General features: G+C 60.7%; 19 protein-coding genes and 3 pseudogenes. 13 read left to right on the forward strand and 9 right to left on the reverse strand.

Annotation, left to right across the window (positions count from 1 at the left end; translation table 11 throughout):
* Positions 1–11 precede the first annotated feature (11 nt).
* Positions 12–308 carry a YciI family protein gene (locus AC1RKI_RS26550; protein ID WP_227461544.1) on the reverse strand — a complete coding sequence of 99 codons (297 nt, stop codon included), beginning with the start codon at positions 306–308 and terminating at the stop codon, positions 12–14.
* 10 nt (positions 309–318) lie between these two features.
* A complete protein-coding gene (locus AC1RKI_RS26555) occupies positions 319–1,338 on the reverse strand; it encodes an alcohol dehydrogenase catalytic domain-containing protein (protein WP_227461545.1) in 1,020 nt (339 codons plus the stop codon).
* 349 nt (positions 1,339–1,687) lie between these two features.
* Between AC1RKI_RS26555 and AC1RKI_RS26560 the strand changes: the two genes are divergently transcribed.
* The 4 genes and pseudogenes from AC1RKI_RS26560 to AC1RKI_RS26575 all read left to right on the forward strand — a co-directional run.
* Complete coding sequence (locus AC1RKI_RS26560) at positions 1,688–1,933, forward strand: antibiotic biosynthesis monooxygenase (protein WP_227461546.1); 246 nt, start codon at positions 1,688–1,690, stop codon at positions 1,931–1,933.
* A 98-nt stretch (positions 1,934–2,031) separates the two neighbouring features.
* Positions 2,032–2,343 (forward strand): cupin domain-containing protein, encoded by a 312-nt coding sequence (locus tag AC1RKI_RS26565; protein ID WP_227461547.1) that lies wholly within the window; start codon positions 2,032–2,034, stop codon positions 2,341–2,343.
* A gap of 242 nt (positions 2,344–2,585) precedes the next feature.
* Complete coding sequence (locus AC1RKI_RS26570; RefSeq protein WP_227461548.1) at positions 2,586–2,996, forward strand: GFA family protein; 411 nt, start codon at positions 2,586–2,588, stop codon at positions 2,994–2,996.
* A 93-nt stretch (positions 2,997–3,089) separates the two neighbouring features.
* Positions 3,090–3,555, forward strand: a pseudogene (locus tag AC1RKI_RS26575) (transposase); the annotation flags it as partial.
* A gap of 22 nt (positions 3,556–3,577) precedes the next feature.
* On the opposite strand, the gene AC1RKI_RS26580 reads toward AC1RKI_RS26575, so the two are convergent.
* Complete coding sequence (locus tag AC1RKI_RS26580; RefSeq protein ID WP_227461549.1) at positions 3,578–4,549, reverse strand: quinone oxidoreductase family protein; 972 nt, start codon at positions 4,547–4,549, stop codon at positions 3,578–3,580.
* A 625-nt stretch (positions 4,550–5,174) separates the two neighbouring features.
* Entirely contained in the window at positions 5,175–6,449 is a 1,275-nt protein-coding gene (locus AC1RKI_RS26585; protein ID WP_227461550.1) for an MFS transporter, read from the reverse strand.
* A 74-nt stretch (positions 6,450–6,523) separates the two neighbouring features.
* On the opposite strand from AC1RKI_RS26585, the gene AC1RKI_RS26590 reads away from it, so the two are divergent.
* The gene (locus AC1RKI_RS26590) at positions 6,524–7,102 is read left to right on the forward strand and encodes a TetR/AcrR family transcriptional regulator (RefSeq protein WP_227461551.1); all 579 of its coding nucleotides are present in this window, start codon (positions 6,524–6,526) and stop codon (positions 7,100–7,102) included.
* Positions 7,103–7,238: 136 nt separating this feature from the next.
* Here the strand turns inward: AC1RKI_RS26590 and AC1RKI_RS26595 are convergent.
* Positions 7,239–8,358, reverse strand: a pseudogene (locus AC1RKI_RS26595) (ISL3 family transposase); the annotation flags it as partial.
* Positions 8,359–8,901: 543 nt separating this feature from the next.
* Between AC1RKI_RS26595 and AC1RKI_RS26600 the strand changes: the two are divergent.
* Entirely contained in the window at positions 8,902–9,192 is a 291-nt protein-coding gene (locus AC1RKI_RS26600; protein WP_227461552.1) for an H-NS histone family protein, read from the forward strand.
* Between the two features lie 74 nt (positions 9,193–9,266).
* Positions 9,267–9,537, forward strand: a pseudogene (locus tag AC1RKI_RS26605) (H-NS histone family protein).
* Between the two features lie 838 nt (positions 9,538–10,375).
* Here the strand turns inward: AC1RKI_RS26605 and AC1RKI_RS26610 are convergent.
* The gene (locus AC1RKI_RS26610) at positions 10,376–10,885 is read right to left on the reverse strand and encodes a hypothetical protein (protein ID WP_251165292.1); all 510 of its coding nucleotides are present in this window, start codon (positions 10,883–10,885) and stop codon (positions 10,376–10,378) included.
* A 632-nt stretch (positions 10,886–11,517) separates the two neighbouring features.
* Here AC1RKI_RS26610 and AC1RKI_RS26615 point away from each other — a divergent pair.
* From AC1RKI_RS26615 to AC1RKI_RS26635, 5 genes are all read left to right on the forward strand, one after another.
* Positions 11,518–11,964 carry a universal stress protein gene (locus AC1RKI_RS26615; RefSeq protein WP_251165291.1) on the forward strand — a complete coding sequence of 149 codons (447 nt, stop codon included), beginning with the start codon at positions 11,518–11,520 and terminating at the stop codon, positions 11,962–11,964.
* 195 nt (positions 11,965–12,159) lie between these two features.
* Positions 12,160–12,594 (forward strand): YeeE/YedE family protein, encoded by a 435-nt coding sequence (locus tag AC1RKI_RS26620; protein ID WP_251165290.1) that lies wholly within the window; start codon positions 12,160–12,162, stop codon positions 12,592–12,594.
* A gap of 1 nt (position 12,595) precedes the next feature.
* The gene (locus AC1RKI_RS26625; protein ID WP_251165289.1) at positions 12,596–13,027 is read left to right on the forward strand and encodes a YeeE/YedE family protein; all 432 of its coding nucleotides are present in this window, start codon (positions 12,596–12,598) and stop codon (positions 13,025–13,027) included.
* Between the two features lie 175 nt (positions 13,028–13,202).
* On the forward strand, positions 13,203–13,967 hold the full coding sequence (locus AC1RKI_RS26630) for a sulfurtransferase (protein WP_251165288.1): 765 nt from the start codon (positions 13,203–13,205) through the stop codon (positions 13,965–13,967).
* A gap of 86 nt (positions 13,968–14,053) precedes the next feature.
* Complete coding sequence (locus AC1RKI_RS26635) at positions 14,054–14,608, forward strand: Spy/CpxP family protein refolding chaperone (protein ID WP_251165287.1); 555 nt, start codon at positions 14,054–14,056, stop codon at positions 14,606–14,608.
* A gap of 35 nt (positions 14,609–14,643) precedes the next feature.
* On the opposite strand, the gene AC1RKI_RS26640 is transcribed toward AC1RKI_RS26635, so the two are convergent.
* Positions 14,644–14,952: a hypothetical protein gene (locus AC1RKI_RS26640; RefSeq protein WP_251165286.1), complete on the reverse strand. Its 309-nt coding sequence runs from the start codon at positions 14,950–14,952 to the stop codon at positions 14,644–14,646.
* Positions 14,953–15,265: 313 nt separating this feature from the next.
* On the opposite strand from AC1RKI_RS26640, the gene AC1RKI_RS26645 reads away from it, so the two are divergent.
* Positions 15,266–17,134, forward strand: coding sequence for a lactonase family protein (locus AC1RKI_RS26645; protein ID WP_492797965.1), 1,869 nt, complete (start codon positions 15,266–15,268; stop codon positions 17,132–17,134).
* A gap of 70 nt (positions 17,135–17,204) precedes the next feature.
* On the opposite strand, the gene AC1RKI_RS26650 is transcribed toward AC1RKI_RS26645, so the two are convergent.
* Together AC1RKI_RS26650 and AC1RKI_RS26655 are read right to left on the reverse strand one after the other, a co-directional pair.
* Positions 17,205–18,008: a sulfite exporter TauE/SafE family protein gene (locus tag AC1RKI_RS26650; protein ID WP_061959616.1), complete on the reverse strand. Its 804-nt coding sequence runs from the start codon at positions 18,006–18,008 to the stop codon at positions 17,205–17,207.
* 3 nt (positions 18,009–18,011) lie between these two features.
* Positions 18,012–19,136 (reverse strand): ABC transporter ATP-binding protein, encoded by a 1,125-nt coding sequence (locus AC1RKI_RS26655; RefSeq protein WP_099047648.1) that lies wholly within the window; start codon positions 19,134–19,136, stop codon positions 18,012–18,014.
* Position 19,137 lies beyond the last annotated feature (1 nt).

Genomic DNA, 19,137 nt, shown 5'->3' on the forward strand with positions numbered 1-19,137 from the left:
TCCGTTGGTTGTCAGTTGGTCGGTGCGAGCAGTTGCCGGGCTCCGTCAGCAAATTTGTTGGGACTGAACTCGATGATTTCGTATCGCGCCAGCCGTTCGCGGTAGAAGGGGTCCTCCGCCACCACTGCATCCAACTGCTGACGATCCAGATTTCGTACAAGAATAACACCGCCGACGCGCGGCACTTGGGGGCCCGACAACACGAAGTGACCAGCGCGATAGTGCCGGTCGAGAAATTCACGATGCTGCTCGATGAACGATTCGATTGCCGACAGGGGTTGAACGTAGTGCAGCAGAACAATGAACATGACGTCCTCCTCAGACAGTCAGAATGATTTTTCCAAGACGCACACCGGATTCCAGATCCCGATGTGCCTGTGCCGCCTGCTCCAGGGGCATCACCTGCTGAATGTGCGGCTTGACTTTATCGCGTGCCACGAGATCTAACACTTGCTCCAGGTCCCGGCGACCGCTGCCCCGGCAACCCAGGACCTCCAAGCGGCGTGCAAACAGTGCCTTCAGGTCCATCGGTGCCTCCGTGCCAGTCGTCACACCGCCCAGAACCAGTCGGCCGTCCATTGCGAGTGAAGCCACCGATTGCTCGAAAGTGGCCGCACCCACGTGCTCGAAAACGAGATCGACACCACGGCCGCCCGTCAGCTCAATCACCTGATCTGCCATGCGGGGTCCGGCCAGCACCACTGAGGCAGCACCAGCGCCGCGCAGCGCTTCGTCAGTATCGGCGGTGCGGCCGATTGCAATAACGTCGGCACCCATGGCGCTGGCCAGCTCTACGGCGGCGTAGCCGAGGCCGCCATTGGCGCCCAGGATCATCACCCATTCACCCTCTGCGAGCCGGCCGCGCCGCAACATTGCGGCAGCCGTCGCATAGGTGAGGGCGAAGCTCGCACCCCGGATGTAGTCCATCTGGGCGGGCAGTTCAATGGCATTGCGGGCCGGGACGCGAGCAAACTGCGCATAGCCTCCATCGATGGTCGAACCGACCGTACCGAACTTGCTGCAGAGGTTATCGTCGCCACGCAGACAGTGTTCACACTGACCACACGACAGGATCGGGGCAGCGAACACGCGCTGGCCTACCCGACTACTGTTGACATTTGTTCCGACTTCGACGATCTCTCCGGCGAAATCCGTGCCGGGAATGCGTGGCAGCGGGACTTGGAATACGCTCCCTTCGCGAAGAAGAAGGTCGAGGCGATTGACGCCGACAGCATGGACGCGAATGACGACGTCGTCCGGCCCGGGCACGGGCATGTCGACGTCGGTGATGGCAAGAGATTCTGCAGGGCCGTACTTCTGGATTTGTACTGCTTTCATGTGAGCTCCGATCTGTGGTGATGAGACAGCGGAACCACTGTACGGCGCGCCTCGCCGGGCAAAAAAGCGGATCGGCTGCAGAAGAGAACTCGGTTGCGCGCAAAAGTCGGCCGGGTGGACCGAGGACGTGGATTCAAGCGCGGCGTGCAAGACGTATTTCTGGGCAGGCTGATTTGAAACAATGCTCCCTTGTGGGGACGGTGAGTAGCGCCAGGATGTTAGGGATCCGAACCACACTCTTCCCATTCACGCAATTGCACAGGAGGTGATTTGTACGCACTGATCTGAGCTCGAAGTTCGGCCGCGAACATATGGATGCCTTGCGTGAGGCACTTGAGCGCTCTTAGCCATGGCTGCGACCGAGCCCGGAACGCTCCTGTATGCGGTGCCAGGCTGCGCCACCGACCCGAACTCCTTGCGCCTGTACGAGCTCTATGCCAACGAGTCCGCGTTCCAGGCGCACCTCGCCAAGCCTCCGACGCGCAGCTTGGTTGATAGCCTGGACCAATGGCTGTCCACGCCTCCTCGCGTGATGGCCAGCCCGCTCCTGTGCCTGAGGCATCAGCTCGTGAATGTTCTGCCCAGGTTCGGTTGAACCTCCGGAAGAAACGGCTTTCTTTCTTGTTGTTGCCATGCTCCAGGCATGGCTGTATGCGTTGATACGTAGTGACATCATTTTCCAAGGAGAAACGAATGAGGTTTGTTCGAAGCAACGAATATACGGCTGCTCGTGCGTGGGGAGCTTTGGACCTGGCGAACATGACCGGGACCACGGTCCGCCTGCATTGGACTGACCAGCCGTATGAGTGGCATGTCATCGATGGGGAGGAGGTGTTTGCTGTTCTTGACGACACAGTGCACATGCGATATCGGGAGGCGGGCGCCGAGCAAGTTGTTATCCGTGAGGACGGTGATATCTTTCTCGCCGGAATAGGTTTTGAGCATGTTGCGCATCCCGACGGCGTGGCGCGAATCCTGGTCATCGAACGCGAAGGTGGCGTCTGAACCGCGGTTCGAATCTGCCCTGCCACAGGCTTGTCAGGCGGGAGGGCTATCGTCCTGCTGCTTGCCGCAACAAGAGCGGAGAATGCGAAATCGGGCGAACCAATTGGGATGTCCGGTCGCTCCTCGATCGCTGGCTTGCATATATGCCTGCGCCAGTGGTCGCTTCAGCCGGCCTGGGGCATTTGTCCGCTGAGAAGCCGCAACGGCCTCTGAACGTTCCCATTGCGGACGTTGCGCCAAGTATGGAATTGACATTGGACGCCAAGTGCCAGTGCGGGCAGCTTTCCGTGAATTTGCCGGGGCCGAGTTCATCGGTTGTCGCTTGTCATTGCAGCTACTGCCAGCGGCGAAGCGGGTCGCCGTTCGGCGTATTGGCCTACTACTCGGAGGATTGCGGCATAATAACGGGCAACGCGACCTGCTTTGAAAGGCCCACCGAAACAGGGGGTACGTTCGAGGCTTTCTTCTGTCCAATTTGCGGGTCTAATGTTTATGCCCGCGCAGGGAAACATCCCGCCTTGATTGGGATCGCTGTCGGGGCAATCTGCGATCCAACATACCCAGCTCCCGTTCGTTCGGTTTGGGAGGAAGGCAAGCACGATTGGGTTGTAATACCAGAGCCCGCTCAACACTTTTCACGAGGACAGCCCTAAGAGCAGGCAACGCTCTATTGCAAGGACGGATGTCCCCCCGTGGTTGTCATAAGGCGATCGGAGGGGACGGGCGCGGTTCGCGCCATGCGGCGGAAGAAAGCCGGCTCGAACCCAACGGACCGGCGCAAGCTCGGCAGCAAGCATCACCTCATCGTCGACGCCCAAGGCATCCCACTCGCGGTTATCCTAAGCGGAGCGAACAGCAACGACTTCATGGAACTCGATCCGTTGGTTGAGGCGATTCCTCCCATTCGCGAAAAGCGCGACGTCCTTCGCGCAAGCCGAAAATCGTCCAAGGCGACAGGCGCTACAGAGTTCCGAGCCACACCTACAGCGCTTGCGCAAGTGCGGCATCACCCCCGTGCTTGCCAAGATCGGTTCGGCTCACGGCAGCAGACTCGGCAAAACTTGCTGGGTCGCGGAGCGCTCGATTGCTTAGCTCCACTCGTTCAGACGCCTGAAGATTTGGCACGAACGATATGCCCCTGTCCACGAAGCCTTCCTGTCACTTGCCTGTTCATTGATTTGCTGGGGCAGGCTAAAGCCCTGCATGAACTAACTTCGCAACAGCTCAACAATTTCTAAGGGATTAGCAACAAGCTGCCCGCAGTCTGGCCAGATTCCAGCATTGCATGTGCCGACCTGGCGTCGGCTAGTGCAAAAGATCGATCGACCGTCACGTTTACCTTACCTGAGGCGATCATGTTCATCACGGCTAAGGCCGCGTCGTGATATTTTGACAAGTCACTCGCATAGGCCATCACGCTGGGACACGCCAGCGATAACGACCTGGCGGGTCCCAACGCATCCATGCTCAGCGGAGGGATGGGGCCTGCGGCTCGGCCGATACTTGCGACCACGCCGAACTTTCGTACGCAGCCTAACGTACGCGCCAGCGTTTGGCCGCCGATGCCGTCGATCGCGTAGTCCACTCCCCGCCCGGAAGTGATGGCGGCAACCTCACGCTCAAGGTCGGCATTGCGTCCAACAATGACGTGATCGGCTCCGGCTGCGCGCGCAATCTCGGCCTTTGCGTTGTCTCCGGTGACGCCAATAACTGTTGCGCCCAGATGCTTAGCCCATCGCGTCAGCGTTTGTCCCATCCCGCCTGCCGCTGCGTGTACAAGTAGCACTGTATTTGACTCTACGTGGACCAAGTGTATCAGTAGCATATGAGCAGTCAGTCCCTTGAAAAAGGAAGCTGCCGCGGCAAGCGAGCGAATACCATCCGGAATGCGAATGGCGATCTGCGCCGGCAGCAAACGAGTACTGGCGTAAGCGCCGACATGCCCGCCATACACAACGCGATCTCCGACGTGCAACCCTCTAACTTCTACGCCTACGGCCTCCACCACTCCTGCTGCAGCTACGCCTGGCACATGAGGTGACGGCAATGGATACAAGCCAGAGCGGTGATAGATGTCGATGAAGTTAACATCGATGGCCGTATGGCGGATGCGTATCAGACCCGGTCCGGGATCCTCCGCTGCATAGGGAACGGTGAAAAGTGCCGTCGAATTCCCGGGATCGGGAGCAGTAATTCTAAGGTCCATATATGAAAATATTTAAAGCCATGTCAAGGGATGAAGGTTAATTTCTCTCAGTCATTAAGCGAAATACTATTGCTCGACCTATCACTGTCGCTAGGATAATAAGAGAAAGTGAAGTAATTGATGCGTTGAAATCCTCTTTTACGGTACAACCCTTGCGCGACCAAGTTATCCAAACTTTTTTTCAAGTTTACCCATGCTGCCCTCACTTCACGGGCCTGATTCAGGGCATGTTACAAGAGGGCGGCTCCAATCCCTTGTGGGCGCACTTCGGGTGTGACGTGTAGATCGTCCAGGATCTATGCACGTTTTTCGGAGAGAGGCGAGAACGTGGGATATTTTTGTACAAAGCCAGATAGTCGATCTTCGCCGACTGCAACAAAGATTACGGAATCATGGCGTTGAAGTCGTTTAGTCAAGAAGTGTCTGGTGAGCTTAGAATCTTCGCGATTATGGTGTAACGAGCGGTACTGATTGAAAAGATTCGATAGCTTATCCATGTCTTAAAGGGTCGAAGATCTTATCTGAAAATAGATGAAATGGTTATTATCAATGTTTTTCTTTTTATATAAAAACAGCTATAATATTGCACGTAGACAGTAACAATGTTCACGCTTCCAAGGAAGCCTCACTTTTTAAGAGAACCACGGCCAGCAAGCTTTGTCGGGGCCAACGATACCGCCACTAAGGCGGCGAGAGCGACCATAGCCCACGTCGCTTGCCATGACGCTTTGGCGATGGTGAGAGAGATCAGTGCCGGGGTGATGGAGGCGGACGCAAAAATGGTCATGCCGATGATGCCCAGAGCCGTACCGGAGCGCTTCGCTCCAGCCATCACTGCGATCTCCGTATAGGCAACGCCATGCCATGCGCTGGCCAGCACGCCGCACAAGCAAACCAGAGGCAGGACCCAAAGCATGGGTGCATTGGTCAATGTCGCCAGAGCCCCTGCAGCGAGCGCTGTCAGCACGCCCGTATCACGAACCAGTTTGCGCCTGTCGCTTCCCCTGTCAGCCCTCATGCCGAGTGCGATGCGAGCAATTGACCCGACGATTTGAACCACGATGATTGCCGCCGAGATCGTGACTAGGTCAGCAGCCTTTGTGTCGTGGAGAAAAATACCCCCAAAGGTAAGTACGGCGATTTGTGGGACAGTAAGCAAACCACTTGCGATGGCCAGCCGCCAAATGTCGAGGCGCTTCAAAGGCGATCGGTCTTGGGCCGGAACCGAGGTGGATGAGGCCGTTGCAGCAGGCGCTTCGTGCTCATGCAGCCAGAGCCAGGTCAGTAGTGCACTCAACGCGTAAATGGCTGCAAACACCGCAAAAACTGCCTTGAAACCGAAGGAATGCGCCAGCCATGGCGTCAATGCCGCGCCGATGGCGCCGCCTGCCGGGATCGCGGTCTGCCGAATGCTCATGGCCAATCCGCGCTTTTCGTCGGTGAACCAGCCCATGATCGCTCGTCCCGACGATGAGTTAACACTGCCGCTAAGGACTCCCACTAATACTAGGCAGGCGCCCAGCAGCAAATAACCCGGTGCCGCCCCGTCGCTTGGCACCATGAACATGGCCATTGCCAGCAACACTACGCACGTCGATAACAATCCGGTCAGCAGTACCCTTCGATCGCCGAACACGTCCGTGATTAGCCCCCAGACAATTTCCGAGAATGTGACGCCCAGTGCCATGCACCCAAGTACAAAGCCGAGTTGCTCGGTGGACATCTGGTAGGCGCTGCGCATCAGAACGCCCGCAACCGGTAATCCGGTGAAGGCTACGGAGAAACTCGCCTGCGCTGCGCCACCTACTGCCAGAACAATCCAGCGGTGATGCGACGCATTACGACGGGGGATGGTAGAGATTTTGGGTGCTGACGGGCTAGAAGCGCGACCTGTGTACATTACGAATGCTCCGTTTATACGTACTAGTAGGTACACATTCTACATAAAAACGAACTAGTAGGTACAATGCGGCCATGAATTCATCTATCGAGAAACTGATCGAAACGACCCAGTGCCTGCTGTGGGAGCGTGGCTATGTCGGCACGAGCCCGCGGGCGATTCAGGATCGAGCCGGTATCGGGCAAGGAAGCATGTACCACCACTTTAGGTCCAAAGCTGCTTTGGCCCAGGCGGCGGAGGAACGCACTGCTGCAGAACTCGTGGCCGAGGCGGAAAAGGCGCTTTCTACCCTGCCCGGTGATCCGCTCGAGCGGCTGTGTGCGTTTCTGCGTCTGGAGCGCGACGTGCTAAAGGGCTGCCGGATTGGTGGCCTTGCGGTAGACCCCGAAGTAGTAGCAAACGAAGCGCTTCGCAAGCCCATCGAACAGGCGTTCATCTGGATGACGGAACGTTTTGCCGCGATGTTGCGTGAGGCGCAGGCTGCGGGGCGTCTCCTGCCATCCTTGGATGCCGGCACAGTGGCCACGACAATATTGGCCGTGCGCCAGGGCAGCTATATACTGGCTCGCGCTGCTGGTTCCACTGAACCGTATGAGCGAGCAATCGATGGGCTAATTGAATTATTGACGCAGCAGGCTGCTGGGCAGAAGTAGGCTCGTGTGTGCCGTGTGCTACACAGGCATAGGGCTTATTTGAGTGTCACCACCTCGGCCAGCGCAGTTACATTAGACAGCGCGCCATTGGATGAAATATTCTCTTCCGCCGGGTCTTCACGGCCTTATTTTTGGTTCAACGAGGAATTCCGGGGAAGGCTGCCTTGATCTTCAGGAAGAAGTATTCCTCGTCACGGTAGCCGTAGGCCCGACGCTTGATGACCTTGATGTGTTGTTGATTCCCTCTACGACGCTCGTGTTCAGCGGGTGCCGACAGCGGGCGATGATGCCGTGCCAGTAGGCTTTCAGGCGCTGGGCGAACAGTTCAAGAGCAGGAATCCGGCTCTGGCTTGCCTGTTCACACCAATGCTCCCACGCCTTCTGCGCCCATCCCGGGCGGCGGTAGAACCACAGCTGCTTGAGTTCGTCTCTCAGGACGTAGACCGTCAGCAACGGCTGATTGGCCCGCAGCACCTTGTTCAGATGCACGGCTTGAGCGTCGCTCAGGTTCTCCTTGTTGCGCAGTAGGAGCCAGCGCGTGGACTTGAGCACTCGCCTGGCCGGGCGGTCGTGCCACAGGCGGTTGGCCTGATCCACGCGGACCGGTGGATCACCTCGCGCCCGTACTTGGCCACGACGTGGAAGAGGTCGAAGACCACCTCGGCCGGTGGGCAATGCTCGCGGATCTCCAGTTCATAGGCGCTGGTCATGTCGATGGCAACCGCCTCGATGCGCTCGGCCGCGCCTGGCGGGAGTTGCTCAAAGAAGGCGCGTGCCGTCTCGCGCGAGCGGCCCTGGCCGATCCAGAGCACCTGGCGTCCGATCGGATCGACCATCACCGTGGCATAGCGATGGCCCTTGTGCAGCGCAAATTCGTCCATGGCCAGGTAGCGGATGCTGGACCAATCTGGCTCGACGACGGCCTCGCGTAGACGCGCCTTGTCGATCGTCTTGACGGTATGCCAGCCCAGATCATAGAAAGCCGCCACAGCCTGCACCGTGCAGCTACGCAACAATTGCCCACTGGCTGTGACTCGCTGGTAGCGTCCCAGCCATTCAAGCCGCTCCAGGCGCGGACCACCGCATTGATCGCACCATACGCGCCTGCGGGGAACATGGAGCACTACCCGGTACTCGAACGGCGGAAGATCGCGCACGCGCCGCACTACCGTTTCATGGACCTGCCGGCACTTCGATCCGCACTCCTCGCAGTACATGACCTTGCTGACCGGCTTCAAGTACAGCGCCAGCGCTTTTTAGCCGTTCCGAGTGGGTGTGGAGTGTGTGGAGCGTGGCGGCATCGAGCTTCCTCTTGTCGTCATCCCGTCGGAGGTGAGGACACCGGTCGCAGTCAAGGGGGGAGGATGTGCGAGGTACAACTGGCTCGATTCCTGAATTGGGAGCATAACCTGATGCACGGGGGTGATTTGGAATCCCAGGAGCGAAGGGCGTTGGCTGACCGCCTCGACAAACTGGACGCATTCAATTCACTTGCAACCAAGGTCCGCGGTGAAATGGAAGAACGCTTTACTACAATTCCCGCGTTTGATTTTTCGGACGAGAAATAACCGTCACAATCGCGCATTTGACAATCAGGAGTGACGAATTGCTTCGATTGAGCACGGTAGGGCAACGCCTTGGCGCGCTGCGAAGGGGATTTCCTAATGCGCACAAGCTGCAAGAGTATTCTCCTCCCAAAAAACGAAACGCCGAGCTAAAATTGGGGGATACGATGTCCTTTAGAGTCGTTGTCCTGCTGGGTTCATCGTAGCGCCTTATCATCTGGTCGGCATTCCCGAATGCAACTTTCCCTTCTTCAAAACTCTGAAATGCATGCGCTGCGTGAGCGTGCGGAAGCCATTGTGTGGATAAGAACGCAGATGGCTCGTTTCGGTATCCACTTCGAAAACCTGCAGGAAGCTGGTTGCTTCCAGCCGCGGCAAGACAACCAGTCAGCAGCAAGCGCAACTCTCTACCGCGACGCTCAGGGCCAGACCTGGGACGGGCGTGGGGACCTTCCGAGCTGGTTGCAACGTGCTGTAAATGCGGGGCAATCAATCGAGCATTTTCGCGTGGAAGCTGCAAGTTGAGCCGGCCAAGTCGACCACTATGTATGCGCTCTGAGGAAGAGTTTGCGCTCCAGCAACTTTGTGAGGACGAAGACATGGCAACGTACAAACAACTTATTGCGCAAAAGGAAACTCTGGAAGCCAAGCTGGAAGAGGTAAGGGCCAACGAGGCGGCGAGCATCATTGCCCAAATCCAAGGTTTGATGGTCGAATATGGTCTGACGGTAGAGGAGATCGCCCCCAAACGCCGCTGCGGCCGACCAGTTTGGTAGCAAGGCAAACGGCGAAAAAGAACCGTTACCCCCGAAGTACCGCGACCCGAAGTCCGGTAGGACGTGGTCTAGGCGTGGAGGAGCACCCGCTTGAATTGGAAAGAACCGAACGCTCCCTTATCGCAGAAGCGTAGGCACAAGCGGAAGCCAGCGCACAGGCGATGAGCCCAGGAAGCGCGAAGGGGTGAACGCCGCCACAACTCCTTCCGTGGCTGCCCAACCGCGAAGTGGATTTGCCCCCGTATCCCTGGCCACGGTCACACCCTTCGGTGTGATAAGGCCATCGCACGCCTGAACTCAACTCCCAGAGTTGCGCGGATTTGTCTTCGCCTTCCCAAAAACCGCTCACCCGCTGCAACACCAATTCCTTATGTCGGCGATCGATTGTCACAAGCATTGCATCTGCCTTCCCATCGGATAGCTCAGCAACGTACTGCAGTTGCGGTGCGGCTCGCAATGCTGTCTGAGCCGCCCGAAGTTGATCTTGTAGCGAAGCCCGTTGATGCTGTGTGCTGACGCTTAGCCGCTGGTACGACCACAACCTCAGAGAAATCGCGGCCAACGTAGCAAGTCCGCCAGCCAGCGCGGCGCTGCGCCACCACGACAGCGCTCACGCGAGCGGCTTAGGATCCAACTCTTCGCGCTTCGCGACTTCCCTGGGACTGGCATTTTCGACTCCAAGCTGGTTGCTGATACGAATCCAGACTGACGGATCAGGCCGCACCGGAGGTTGTGCTTCGGAGAAGGGAGACCAACGGCTCTGCCAAAGCAGCGCGGCGGCCTGCTTGCTAGAAGGCCGCTGGTTCATGCTCCGCATCTGAGCTGAGGCTGGCGCGCACGCTGCTGGCCCTGCCAGCGTTTGGCGCCGATTGCGCGCCCGCAACTCGTTCGCCGTATCCGAGCCGTCTCGCCGTCTTAAATGTGCCGCGCACTTAAGGGGCCATGCCTTCGCACAGGTCGGCCTGACGCTTGCAGTACCGCCAGGTGGCTTCCTCGCTATTCATCGTGAACGAGATGGTGAGGTCTAATGGCTTTCGGCCAACGCTCAGCGAGCGTTCCTGGATGATGCCCTGGTACACCGCCGCCAGATAGTATTGGCCGGGCGGCACCCGCATATACAACAGCGGCCCCTCGCTCACCACGCGCAGGACGCGTTCGTGTCGTGCATTGAGCAGCAGCACCTTGACGTCCGCAAGCGACGCGCCATCCGACCGATCCTGGAACCGCAGGTGCACATTGAACTGCGGCGCGAGCGAGCGCATGCGGGCCACATCGTCGGCGCCGATGCCGCCCGACAGGTACGGAATGCTGGTGGCGACCTGCTGCAAGGTGGCCTTGGGCGTGCTTGCAGACGCTTGGGCGCCGGCCGTGCTGGCCGATGCGGTGAAGGCGGCAAGGATCATGACATTGACCCAGGACCGAGGATTGCCGAGGAAGCTCATGATTGATTCCGCCGTGTGATTGCGGTGTTGGATTTCACTTTATGTCCGCATGGGAGGTGGCCGTTGACACAGCGCAAGGCGATTGCCGTGCAATGGTTATGGCGTCGATATCGCCTGCCACTGAGGCTCACAGCATTTTGCTGCACTGCGGGAATTCTCGATTTGGTGCAGGTGTTGACAAGACTTTGAACGCAGCGAGAATTGCGGCTAGACCGCACAGTGTGCGTGCCATGCCGGGCGTAGTGAAAAGAAATGGTTGATGATGAAAACGATCTGGGCCGGTCGCCGTGCCATTCTCATCCTATTGGCGAGGTCTTCGACGAACAAGGTATCCTGCGCCGGCATTCTCTGTCGGGATGAAGGACGACCCCGCTGCCCCTTGAATCTGGTCTCGGGCGCATCCGTTCCGGCGTGCCGATGATCCGATTATCGCAACCACGCCGCTACCCCAGACCCTACGAAAGACACGGCGTTTTCCTTGATCCAGCCCAAATGCAGGGAGGATTCGTCGCCTACCTTGTCAGCATGGGGCGGATACACCGGTTAAAGAATCGCCGTGTGGCGTTAGCGCCATTCCCAGTGCTGTGCAGCGCATAAGCGTTCGTTGCCGTCCTCGATTCAAGGAGCCTGTGATGCATGCCATCGTACTTGCCGCTGATGGGTCAACGTACAGTGATGCGGCGGCGCTCTTTGTAGCCACCGGAAAGTTGCTGAAGAGACCATTGATCGTCCATCTGGTCCATTGCATGGCGGACGTGTTGGGCGAGGTGAAGTCATACATCAGCGCCACCGACCTGGCAGCATGGCACGCGGACGAAAGCAGCCGGATACTGCGCTCGGCCGCCGAGATCGTGAACCTAGGCGGCGTGTCGTTCGAGCAGCACGCGCTGACCGGATTCGCGCCAGAACGCATCGTCGAATTTGCACGCTCCGTCGATGCGTCAGCGATTGATGTGATGGGTACTCACGGCCGGGGCGCATTCTTCGATGCCATCGTCGGCTCCGTGGCGGGCCGTGTCATCGCTCATGCGCCGTGCCCCGTCATTCTGGTGAAGCGTGAAGCCGTGCGTGGCCGATGACCTGGCATGCCTGATGCCGGGCAGTAAAGCCGGTTCTCGGTCCTGCCGGGCACATCGGGCAGCGGTAATTCGACGCTGCCGCATATTCTTGGCGGCTTGGGTCGGCCATCGTCGACACGAGCCGATTGCCTGCCGGACCCGCTCGCGCCTCTCGATGCGCCGCGGTTTAGGAGGAAATATCAATTCGGAAAACCCATGACGTTGGATCTTGATCACTTCACCCCGTCGCTTTCGTTCGGCGGCGGGCTTCTTATCGGCTTGGCGGCGGCCGTGCTGATTCTCTTCAACGGCCGCATTGCCGGCATCAGCGGCATCCTGGGCGGATTGCTGGGCGCGCCTCGCCGTGACATGGCGTGGCGCGTTGCCTTCCTTGCGGGGCTGCTCGCCGCACCGGTGCTGGGCCGCCTGGCGGGTCATCCTGCCGTTGCCAGCATCGAGGGGGGCTGGCCCCAGGTACTGGTGGCCGGCTTGCTCGTGGGCATTGGCACGCGATACGCAAGCGGATGTACCAGCGGTCATGGCGTGTGCGGAATCTCGCGCGGTTCGGTACGGTCGATTGCCGGCACGCTCACCTTCATGGCTGCGGGCTTCCTGACCGTCTTCGTACAACGTCATTTGCTGGGAGCGTGAGATGGGCGTGATCACTGCGTGGGTAGCTGGGCTGGTATTTGGGCTCGGCCTGATGGTGTCGGGCATGGCGAACCCTGCCAAGGTCCTGGGCTTCCTGGACCCTGCCGGCGTGTGGGACCCTTCGCTCGCTTTTGTCATGATCGGCGCGATCTTGCTGGCCGCACTCGGATTTCTAGTCGCCCGGCGCCGTGCACGTTCGTGGCTCGGATTGCCGATGCAGTGGCCCTCCAGCACGTCGATCACATGGCGCCTGATTCTCGGCAGTGCCACCTTCGGCATCGGCTGGGGGCTGGCGGGCTTCTGCCCGGGGCCCGCATTGGTCGCGTTGGGCGCGGGGTATCCGAAGGCCGCCGGTTTCGTTCTGGCCATGCTGGCGGGGATGATGGTGTTCGAACTGATCCAACAGGCGAAATCGCGTGCGGCGCGCGCTTGATCGTAGGTCGAACGTGGGTTGACACAAATCAACGCCAGGTTCGCCGGCTATCCCAGAATCGGAAATGAGAGGTCGTTACGCAAAGCACTGGCCGTCAGGCCAGTCCTACAGCGCACTGGCCACGACGATGCCGGCCGTCCGCGAGTCGCGACCCCACACCTAAACAGGGACCACCATGCGTGCCAGCGTACTCATATCGGCCGCCGAACTGGACGAAGCAATCCGTTCGGAAGAGGTCGTGCTGATCGATACGAGCGATGCGGCTCACTACGCAGAGGCGCATTTCCATGGCGCGGTGAGCATCCGCGAGATATTCACCTATCTTGCAACCACCACACCCCAGGGTCTCGGGGCGCTGCGCGCTACCTTTGCGGCGGCCTTTGGCAAGGCGGGCTTGTCAGTCAACGAAACAGCGGTCGTCTATGAGCAAGCGATGGCCCCGGGGTTCGCTCAATCGTGCCGGGGATACATCCTGCTCCGATACCTCGGTTATCCGCGCGACAAGGTCAAGGTCCTGCATGGGTGGTTACCAGGCGTGGAGTGCGGCCGCCTGCCGAGTACGACCGAGGTTTTCACACCTGCCTGCGCGACCTTTCCCACCACGGACGACGACAACGGCCTGCTGTTGGATCTGGTGGAAATGAAGCGCATCGCCGACGACCCGCGCATCGTCAAGCTCGACGTGCGTATTGTCGACGAGTGGATCGGCGCGAGCTCATCGCCGTACGGAGAGGACTTCTGTCCCCGCAAGGGCCGCATCCCGCATTCTGTCTGGATCGAGTGGGTACCGCATGATGAAGCCGTCTGCCACGGGGCAGCCCTTCAAGTCGGCCGAGAAAATCCTGGCGTGCGTCTAACACCTTCGTCGCTCTGGAAGAAGCCGGCATACAGGACGCACGCCTCTACCTTGGATCATGGAACGAGTGGTCGAGGGACGTGACTGCCCATCGAAGCGGGGCTGCCTTATGCGGACGCCGGCGCCGGGCGGCCAGTCGGTGACCGCAATTGCCAAAGCTAGGAGACGCCATGTCCAAGCATTACACATCGAAGCTCACCCTCCGCCAGGCCTTTGGGCTGTGTCTCACGTCAGTTGCCATCGTGGCGATGGCGGCGCCGCCTGCTCCCGCAGCGCGCGGCACGAACGACTGCGCGCGTGGGCCCGGCTATGGGATGTATGGCCGTTACGGCATGGGCCCCGACATGATGGGCGGAGGCATGGGCCCCGGCATGATGGGGGGAGGGGGCTATGGTGAGGGCCACGGGATAGGCATGGGTGCGCAGCACTGGGCGCGCATTCCGGGCATGAACCTGTCTGACGAACAACGCGCGAAGATCAATCGCATCGCCGACGACACGCGTAAGGCGTATTGGACCACCGTAGGCGCCATGATGGACCAGCAGGCGCGGCTGCGCGACCTCTACGGCGCGCAAAAGCCGGATGAGGCCGCCATCGACGACGCCTATAAGACCATCGGCAAGCTGCGCAGCCAAATGTATGACTCGACAGTCGATGCACACAAGCGCATGGAGGCGGTGCTGACGAAGGAGCAGCAAGACGTGCTCCACAGGTATTGGCGCTGAGTGTCGCCGAGGACCTAGCCCGCCAACATCCGGGCCTACCGAGCGCTTGCTTCACACCCCGTGGTCCGCCGGGTAAGCGCCGCTATTGCACGCGGAAATCGGCGGAATTCGACACAAGCCTTCAGCGGCGTGCTGGAAGTTTCTTCCAGATCGAACAGCGGCGGCACGCTGGCCAAATTGCTGGGCTTCGCCGCGGGTGCCGGTGCCGCAAAGGCATCGATATAAACGGTGCGGAAATAGCGTGCGCGCTCGTTCTTCGTAAATATCTGGCGGTACGCCTCCAGATATTTCTGGAGCGCTACCAACTTCTGCTCGGTCCACTCGCCGCCAAAGATATGGCTCATTGATTGACTCTCCACCTGAAGACGATCTACTTCCGATTGAAGGAATCCGCTGATGCAGAAGGCGTGGAGTACACGGATGATCACATAGATTCCTCGCGGATCGATAGTTGGATCGGCTGGCTCGATGGCATCGGAAACTCGAACCTGCAATGGCTTGCGCGCTGCATTGTAGATCGCTCACCCCCAAAGCGGGGATGTGCCGCAACCCTCACGCTGCTACATTCGCGCGTAAGACGCCCCGACGAGGGCGCCATTGGCCGCCAGCCCGGAAAGGGGGAGAGCGGCCCCTTCCACATAAATACGGGTTGGGTCCATGTTTCCACACGCTCTTGCCGGCGCGCGCGCTGCCGGCCTCGCCTTGCTGACCGCAGCGCTGCTCGCCGCCTGCGGTTCCGACGACAGTCCCCAGACGCCGACCACGACGCCGGCGGCCTCGCGCCTGGTGGTTGACGCCGGCACCGCCGCGCCCGTGGCCGGGGACACGCTGACGCTGAAGGCGACCTTGCTGGCCGTCGACGGCAGCGAGGTGAAGGGGGCCAGCTTTGCGTGGACATCCTCGGATCCGGCCGTGGCCACCGTGGTGTCCGCCTCGGACAAGGCGCCGGCCGCCGTGTCGGCCTCGGTCGTGGCGCCGGTCGGCACCTACGCGACGGTCCAGACCCTGGCCGCCGGCGCGGCCGACATCACGGCCACGGCGACACTTGCCGACGGCAGTCGCGTCACCAGCATGACGCACCTGGTGGTGCAGGCGGCGCCGGCCAAGTCCTACACCTTGGTGCTGACGCCCGCGACGCTGGCGGTGACAGCCGGCGGCGCTTCGCAGACCGTGACGGCCACCGTGCGCCGATCGGACGGCGTGGACGGGGTAGCCGATCTGGCCAACTGGACGTGGACCAGCGACGACGCGACCTTCGTGGCGACGCCGGCAGCGGACGGCCGCAGCGTACAGGTGGCCAGCCCCAACTCGGCCTCCGCCACCGGCACGGCCACACTGATCGCCTGTGCCGACGCGCCCACTCGGAACCGACTTTGTGCCAATGCCGCGCTCACGCGCAACGTGTCCCTGCCTCCGACTTACACGGTTGGCGGCACGGTCTCCGGTCTGGCCACCGGCAAGAGCGTGCAGCTTTCCGACACGAACGGCGACACCCAGGTAATCAGCGGCAATGGCGGTTTCACCATGCCGACTCCTCGGCTCGGCGCCACCGCGTACTCCGTCACGGTGGCAGCCCAGCCGGCCGGGCAGACCTGTACCGTGTCCAACAGCAGCGGCACGCTCGCGGCCGCAAACGTTACGAACATCGCCGTCACCTGCGTGCAGGCTCAGTTCGTGGTAGTGCCCAATCGGGCCGATAGGACCATTTCGGTGTATCGCGTGAATCCGCTTAATGGGGCGCTCGCATCCGTGCCGGGCAGTCCGTTCTCGTCTGGGGGCCAGGTCAACGATATGGCATTCCTGCCCTCTGGGCTTGTCGGGTTCGGGGTCTTGGTGGATTCCAGCACCATCGTAGGCTTCCAGCTGGATCCCGCATCCGGTGTCCTGAGCCCTGTCGCGGGGTCGGTTCCCACCCGGTTCCCATCACCGCAAGCGGTCACTATGCATCCGTCCGGCCAGTGGCTTTTTGTGGGTTCTGGTCCCGGCGTACAGGCATACAAGATTGCGTCAGACACATACACCCTCACAGATGAAGGAGGCACGTGGAATGGCGATGGGACAGGTCAGACCAACGGCGTGGCAGTAGCACCAAACGGCACTTCCCTCTATGGATCCAATGCGAGAGCCAACCAGGTGCTGGGGCTCAGATTTGACCAGTCCAGTGGGTTCGAAGTTGGGCAGGAATCGATTTTTACTGCAGGAGGCACGGGGTCGATTCGCCTGGTAGTCGCACCCAATGGCGGCCATTTGTACGTGGCGAACTTCGGAACGAACACCGTCGGCGTTGCTACGCTTGATGGGAGTGGGAATGCCGCTGCCGTGACCAGTTTTCCTACGAGCGCAGCCGCCCCGGTGGACGTTGCAATCACCCCCTCGGGAAATTTTGTGTATGTGTTAGGGACAACCAGCAATTCGATCGCAGGCTTTCGGCTGGATTCTGCTTCCTCCGACGGCCTGCCGGTCGGCGTGCTTCCGGGGTCATGCCAAGATACGGCCAATCCGCTATCACAAGTCCAGCAGTTATGATGAGATGTGAAATCTGCTTGTTTTTGATATAAGGGCGGCAGGCAGCCGGTCCGCCCCGATCTCAGGCGTTTTAGGGATACCGCCATGCCTTGACGGCGGAGACGATGAGGATCACGGCCAGGCCCGGCAGTAGCACATTCACGGGCACCGCGCCGAGGCACAAGCCGCCAATCGCCGCACCGAAGATCGAACCGGCAGCAATGGAGAGTACAAAAGCGCGGTTCGCACGCAGTACCGTAAAGCTACGGTCCCGGCTGTAGCGCGCAAAGCCCGCCACCATGGTGGGCAGGCTGACGGCCAGTGATAGGCTACCTGCCAATTTGATATCGACACCATATAGAAGCACCAGCGTCGGGATCAGTAGCTCACCACCGGCCACGCCCAGCAGGGACGCAACGGCGCCGATGAGCAGTCCAGCCGCCACGCCGGCGGCGATCAGCCACGCGCCTTCCAGCGCCGGATGTTTGGCGTCGGATTCGTGGCCGACCAGCAGCACCACGGCAACCACAAGCAGCAGGGCCGCGATCACCCGCTGTAGGGTCGCACCCTGCCAGCGCGTCGCCCAGCCTGCAGCGAACCAGGCGCCGATCAGGCTGCCGCCAAGCAGGTTGGCGACGGTCGTCCAATTCGACGCGACCTCGACGAGCGGGACGGCAGCGCTGCGGAAAACGAACGCCGCGGTGACGACCACCAGGCTCATCGCCTTGTTCAGTATCACCGCCTGCAAGGCCGCGAAGCCGAACACCATCAGCAACAGCGGCAGGCGGAACTCTGCGCCACCAAGCCCCACCAGCCCGCCGAGCACCCCGACCAGCGTGCCGCCAACGAATGCTGCAACGTGTCGGCGAGGGCCTTGGACATTGAGGCTAGCCATCAGTCAGCGCTGCCGCAGCGGCATTACGTGGACGAGATCCAGGTCCAGGCGTATGTACAGTATCTCGCCGACCGTGAATCGCAGGCGCTGCGGGCCGGACATGGTCAAACGCAACTGCGTCCCGCTCACGTCGGCAAGGGACAGCGTCGCCAGCGTGATCTCGCCCAGGTGGCGGGCCTCGGTCACTTTGGCACGAAACACGCCCGCAGCCTCCGCTTGGCGGTCGAGAACTGTGATGCCATCGCCTGGGATCACCCAGCTCACTGGCTGGCCCGTCGGGATCTTGCCCTTGTCGCGCACCTTGAGCAGCGGCGAACGGCTTGGATCGCTACCCTGCTGCGTCCAGCGCAGCAGACCCCAGCCGGCCTGCTCCGACGGACCCATCCACAGCCCCTGGAAGTGGTTGTGGATGCCTACCAGGTCGGCCACACGTGCGTTGCGGGGCGCGCGGTGGATGGCGTTGGGCGAGCCTTGCTGCAGCACTTGGCCAGCGTCCATCACGACGAGTCTGTCGGCCAGCATGCGCGCCTCATTCAGGTCGTGCGTGACCAGTACGATCGGAATGGCCAGCTCACGCCGCAAGTCAGCCAGCAGCCGATACAGGGCCTGGCGGCTCATCTGGTCCACGGCTGAGAACGGCTCGTCGAGTAGGAGAAGTCGCGGCTCGCGCGCCAGCGCCCGCGCGACGGCAACACGCTGCTGTTGGCCGCCAGAGAGGGCTGCCGGCCGCCTAGACTGCTGCTCGGGCGTCAGGTGCATGTGCTTGAGCCAGTGCCGCGCCTGGTCCACCCGTGCTCCGCGCGGCAGGTGCAGCAGCGACAGGGCGACGTTATCCAATGCGCTCAGGTGTGGCATCAGCGCATAGTTCTGGAAAACCAGCCCGACATGCCGGCGCTGCGGAGGCAGGAACACGCCGCGCGCGGTGTCGCACCAGACTTCTCCGCCGACGGCCACGCGGCAGCGCTCGGGCCGCATCAGTCCGGCGAGGATGCGCAGCATCGACGTCTTGCCCGCACCGGACGGCCCGACCAGCGCGAGCAACTCACTTGGCTCGCAACGGAAGGCGCCGGCTAGCGGGATCGGCTGCGTCTGTTCGATCTCGACGGCGAGCGACCGGTCGTCGATCATT

The sequence above is a fragment of the Cupriavidus sp. GW822-FHT06G04 genome (assembly GCF_058799075.1).

Coding starts and splice junctions, on each gene's coding strand:
- AC1RKI_RS26650 (WP_061959616.1), bottom strand. CDS start 18,008: ATGGCTAGCCTCAATGTCCAAGGCCCTCGCCGACACGTTGCAGCATTC.
- AC1RKI_RS26555 (WP_227461545.1), bottom strand. CDS start 1,338: ATGAAAGCAGTACAAATCCAGAAGTACGGCCCTGCAGAATCTCTTGCC.
- AC1RKI_RS26580 (WP_227461549.1), bottom strand. CDS start 4,549: ATGGACCTTAGAATTACTGCTCCCGATCCCGGGAATTCGACGGCACTT.
- AC1RKI_RS26570 (WP_227461548.1), top strand. CDS start 2,586: ATGGAATTGACATTGGACGCCAAGTGCCAGTGCGGGCAGCTTTCCGTG.
- AC1RKI_RS26635 (WP_251165287.1), top strand. CDS start 14,054: ATGTCCAAGCATTACACATCGAAGCTCACCCTCCGCCAGGCCTTTGGG.
- AC1RKI_RS26655 (WP_099047648.1), bottom strand. CDS start 19,136: ATGATCGACGACCGGTCGCTCGCCGTCGAGATCGAACAGACGCAGCCG.
- AC1RKI_RS26620 (WP_251165290.1), top strand. CDS start 12,160: ATGACGTTGGATCTTGATCACTTCACCCCGTCGCTTTCGTTCGGCGGC.
- AC1RKI_RS26600 (WP_227461552.1), top strand. CDS start 8,902: ATGCAACTTTCCCTTCTTCAAAACTCTGAAATGCATGCGCTGCGTGAG.
- AC1RKI_RS26615 (WP_251165291.1), top strand. CDS start 11,518: ATGCATGCCATCGTACTTGCCGCTGATGGGTCAACGTACAGTGATGCG.
- AC1RKI_RS26625 (WP_251165289.1), top strand. CDS start 12,596: ATGGGCGTGATCACTGCGTGGGTAGCTGGGCTGGTATTTGGGCTCGGC.
- AC1RKI_RS26610 (WP_251165292.1), bottom strand. CDS start 10,885: ATGAGCTTCCTCGGCAATCCTCGGTCCTGGGTCAATGTCATGATCCTT.
- AC1RKI_RS26585 (WP_227461550.1), bottom strand. CDS start 6,449: ATGTACACAGGTCGCGCTTCTAGCCCGTCAGCACCCAAAATCTCTACC.
- AC1RKI_RS26645 (WP_492797965.1), top strand. CDS start 15,266: ATGTTTCCACACGCTCTTGCCGGCGCGCGCGCTGCCGGCCTCGCCTTG.
- AC1RKI_RS26640 (WP_251165286.1), bottom strand. CDS start 14,952: ATGAGCCATATCTTTGGCGGCGAGTGGACCGAGCAGAAGTTGGTAGCG.
- AC1RKI_RS26565 (WP_227461547.1), top strand. CDS start 2,032: ATGAGGTTTGTTCGAAGCAACGAATATACGGCTGCTCGTGCGTGGGGA.
- AC1RKI_RS26630 (WP_251165288.1), top strand. CDS start 13,203: ATGCGTGCCAGCGTACTCATATCGGCCGCCGAACTGGACGAAGCAATC.
- AC1RKI_RS26560 (WP_227461546.1), top strand. CDS start 1,688: ATGGCTGCGACCGAGCCCGGAACGCTCCTGTATGCGGTGCCAGGCTGC.
- AC1RKI_RS26550 (WP_227461544.1), bottom strand. CDS start 308: ATGTTCATTGTTCTGCTGCACTACGTTCAACCCCTGTCGGCAATCGAA.
- AC1RKI_RS26590 (WP_227461551.1), top strand. CDS start 6,524: ATGAATTCATCTATCGAGAAACTGATCGAAACGACCCAGTGCCTGCTG.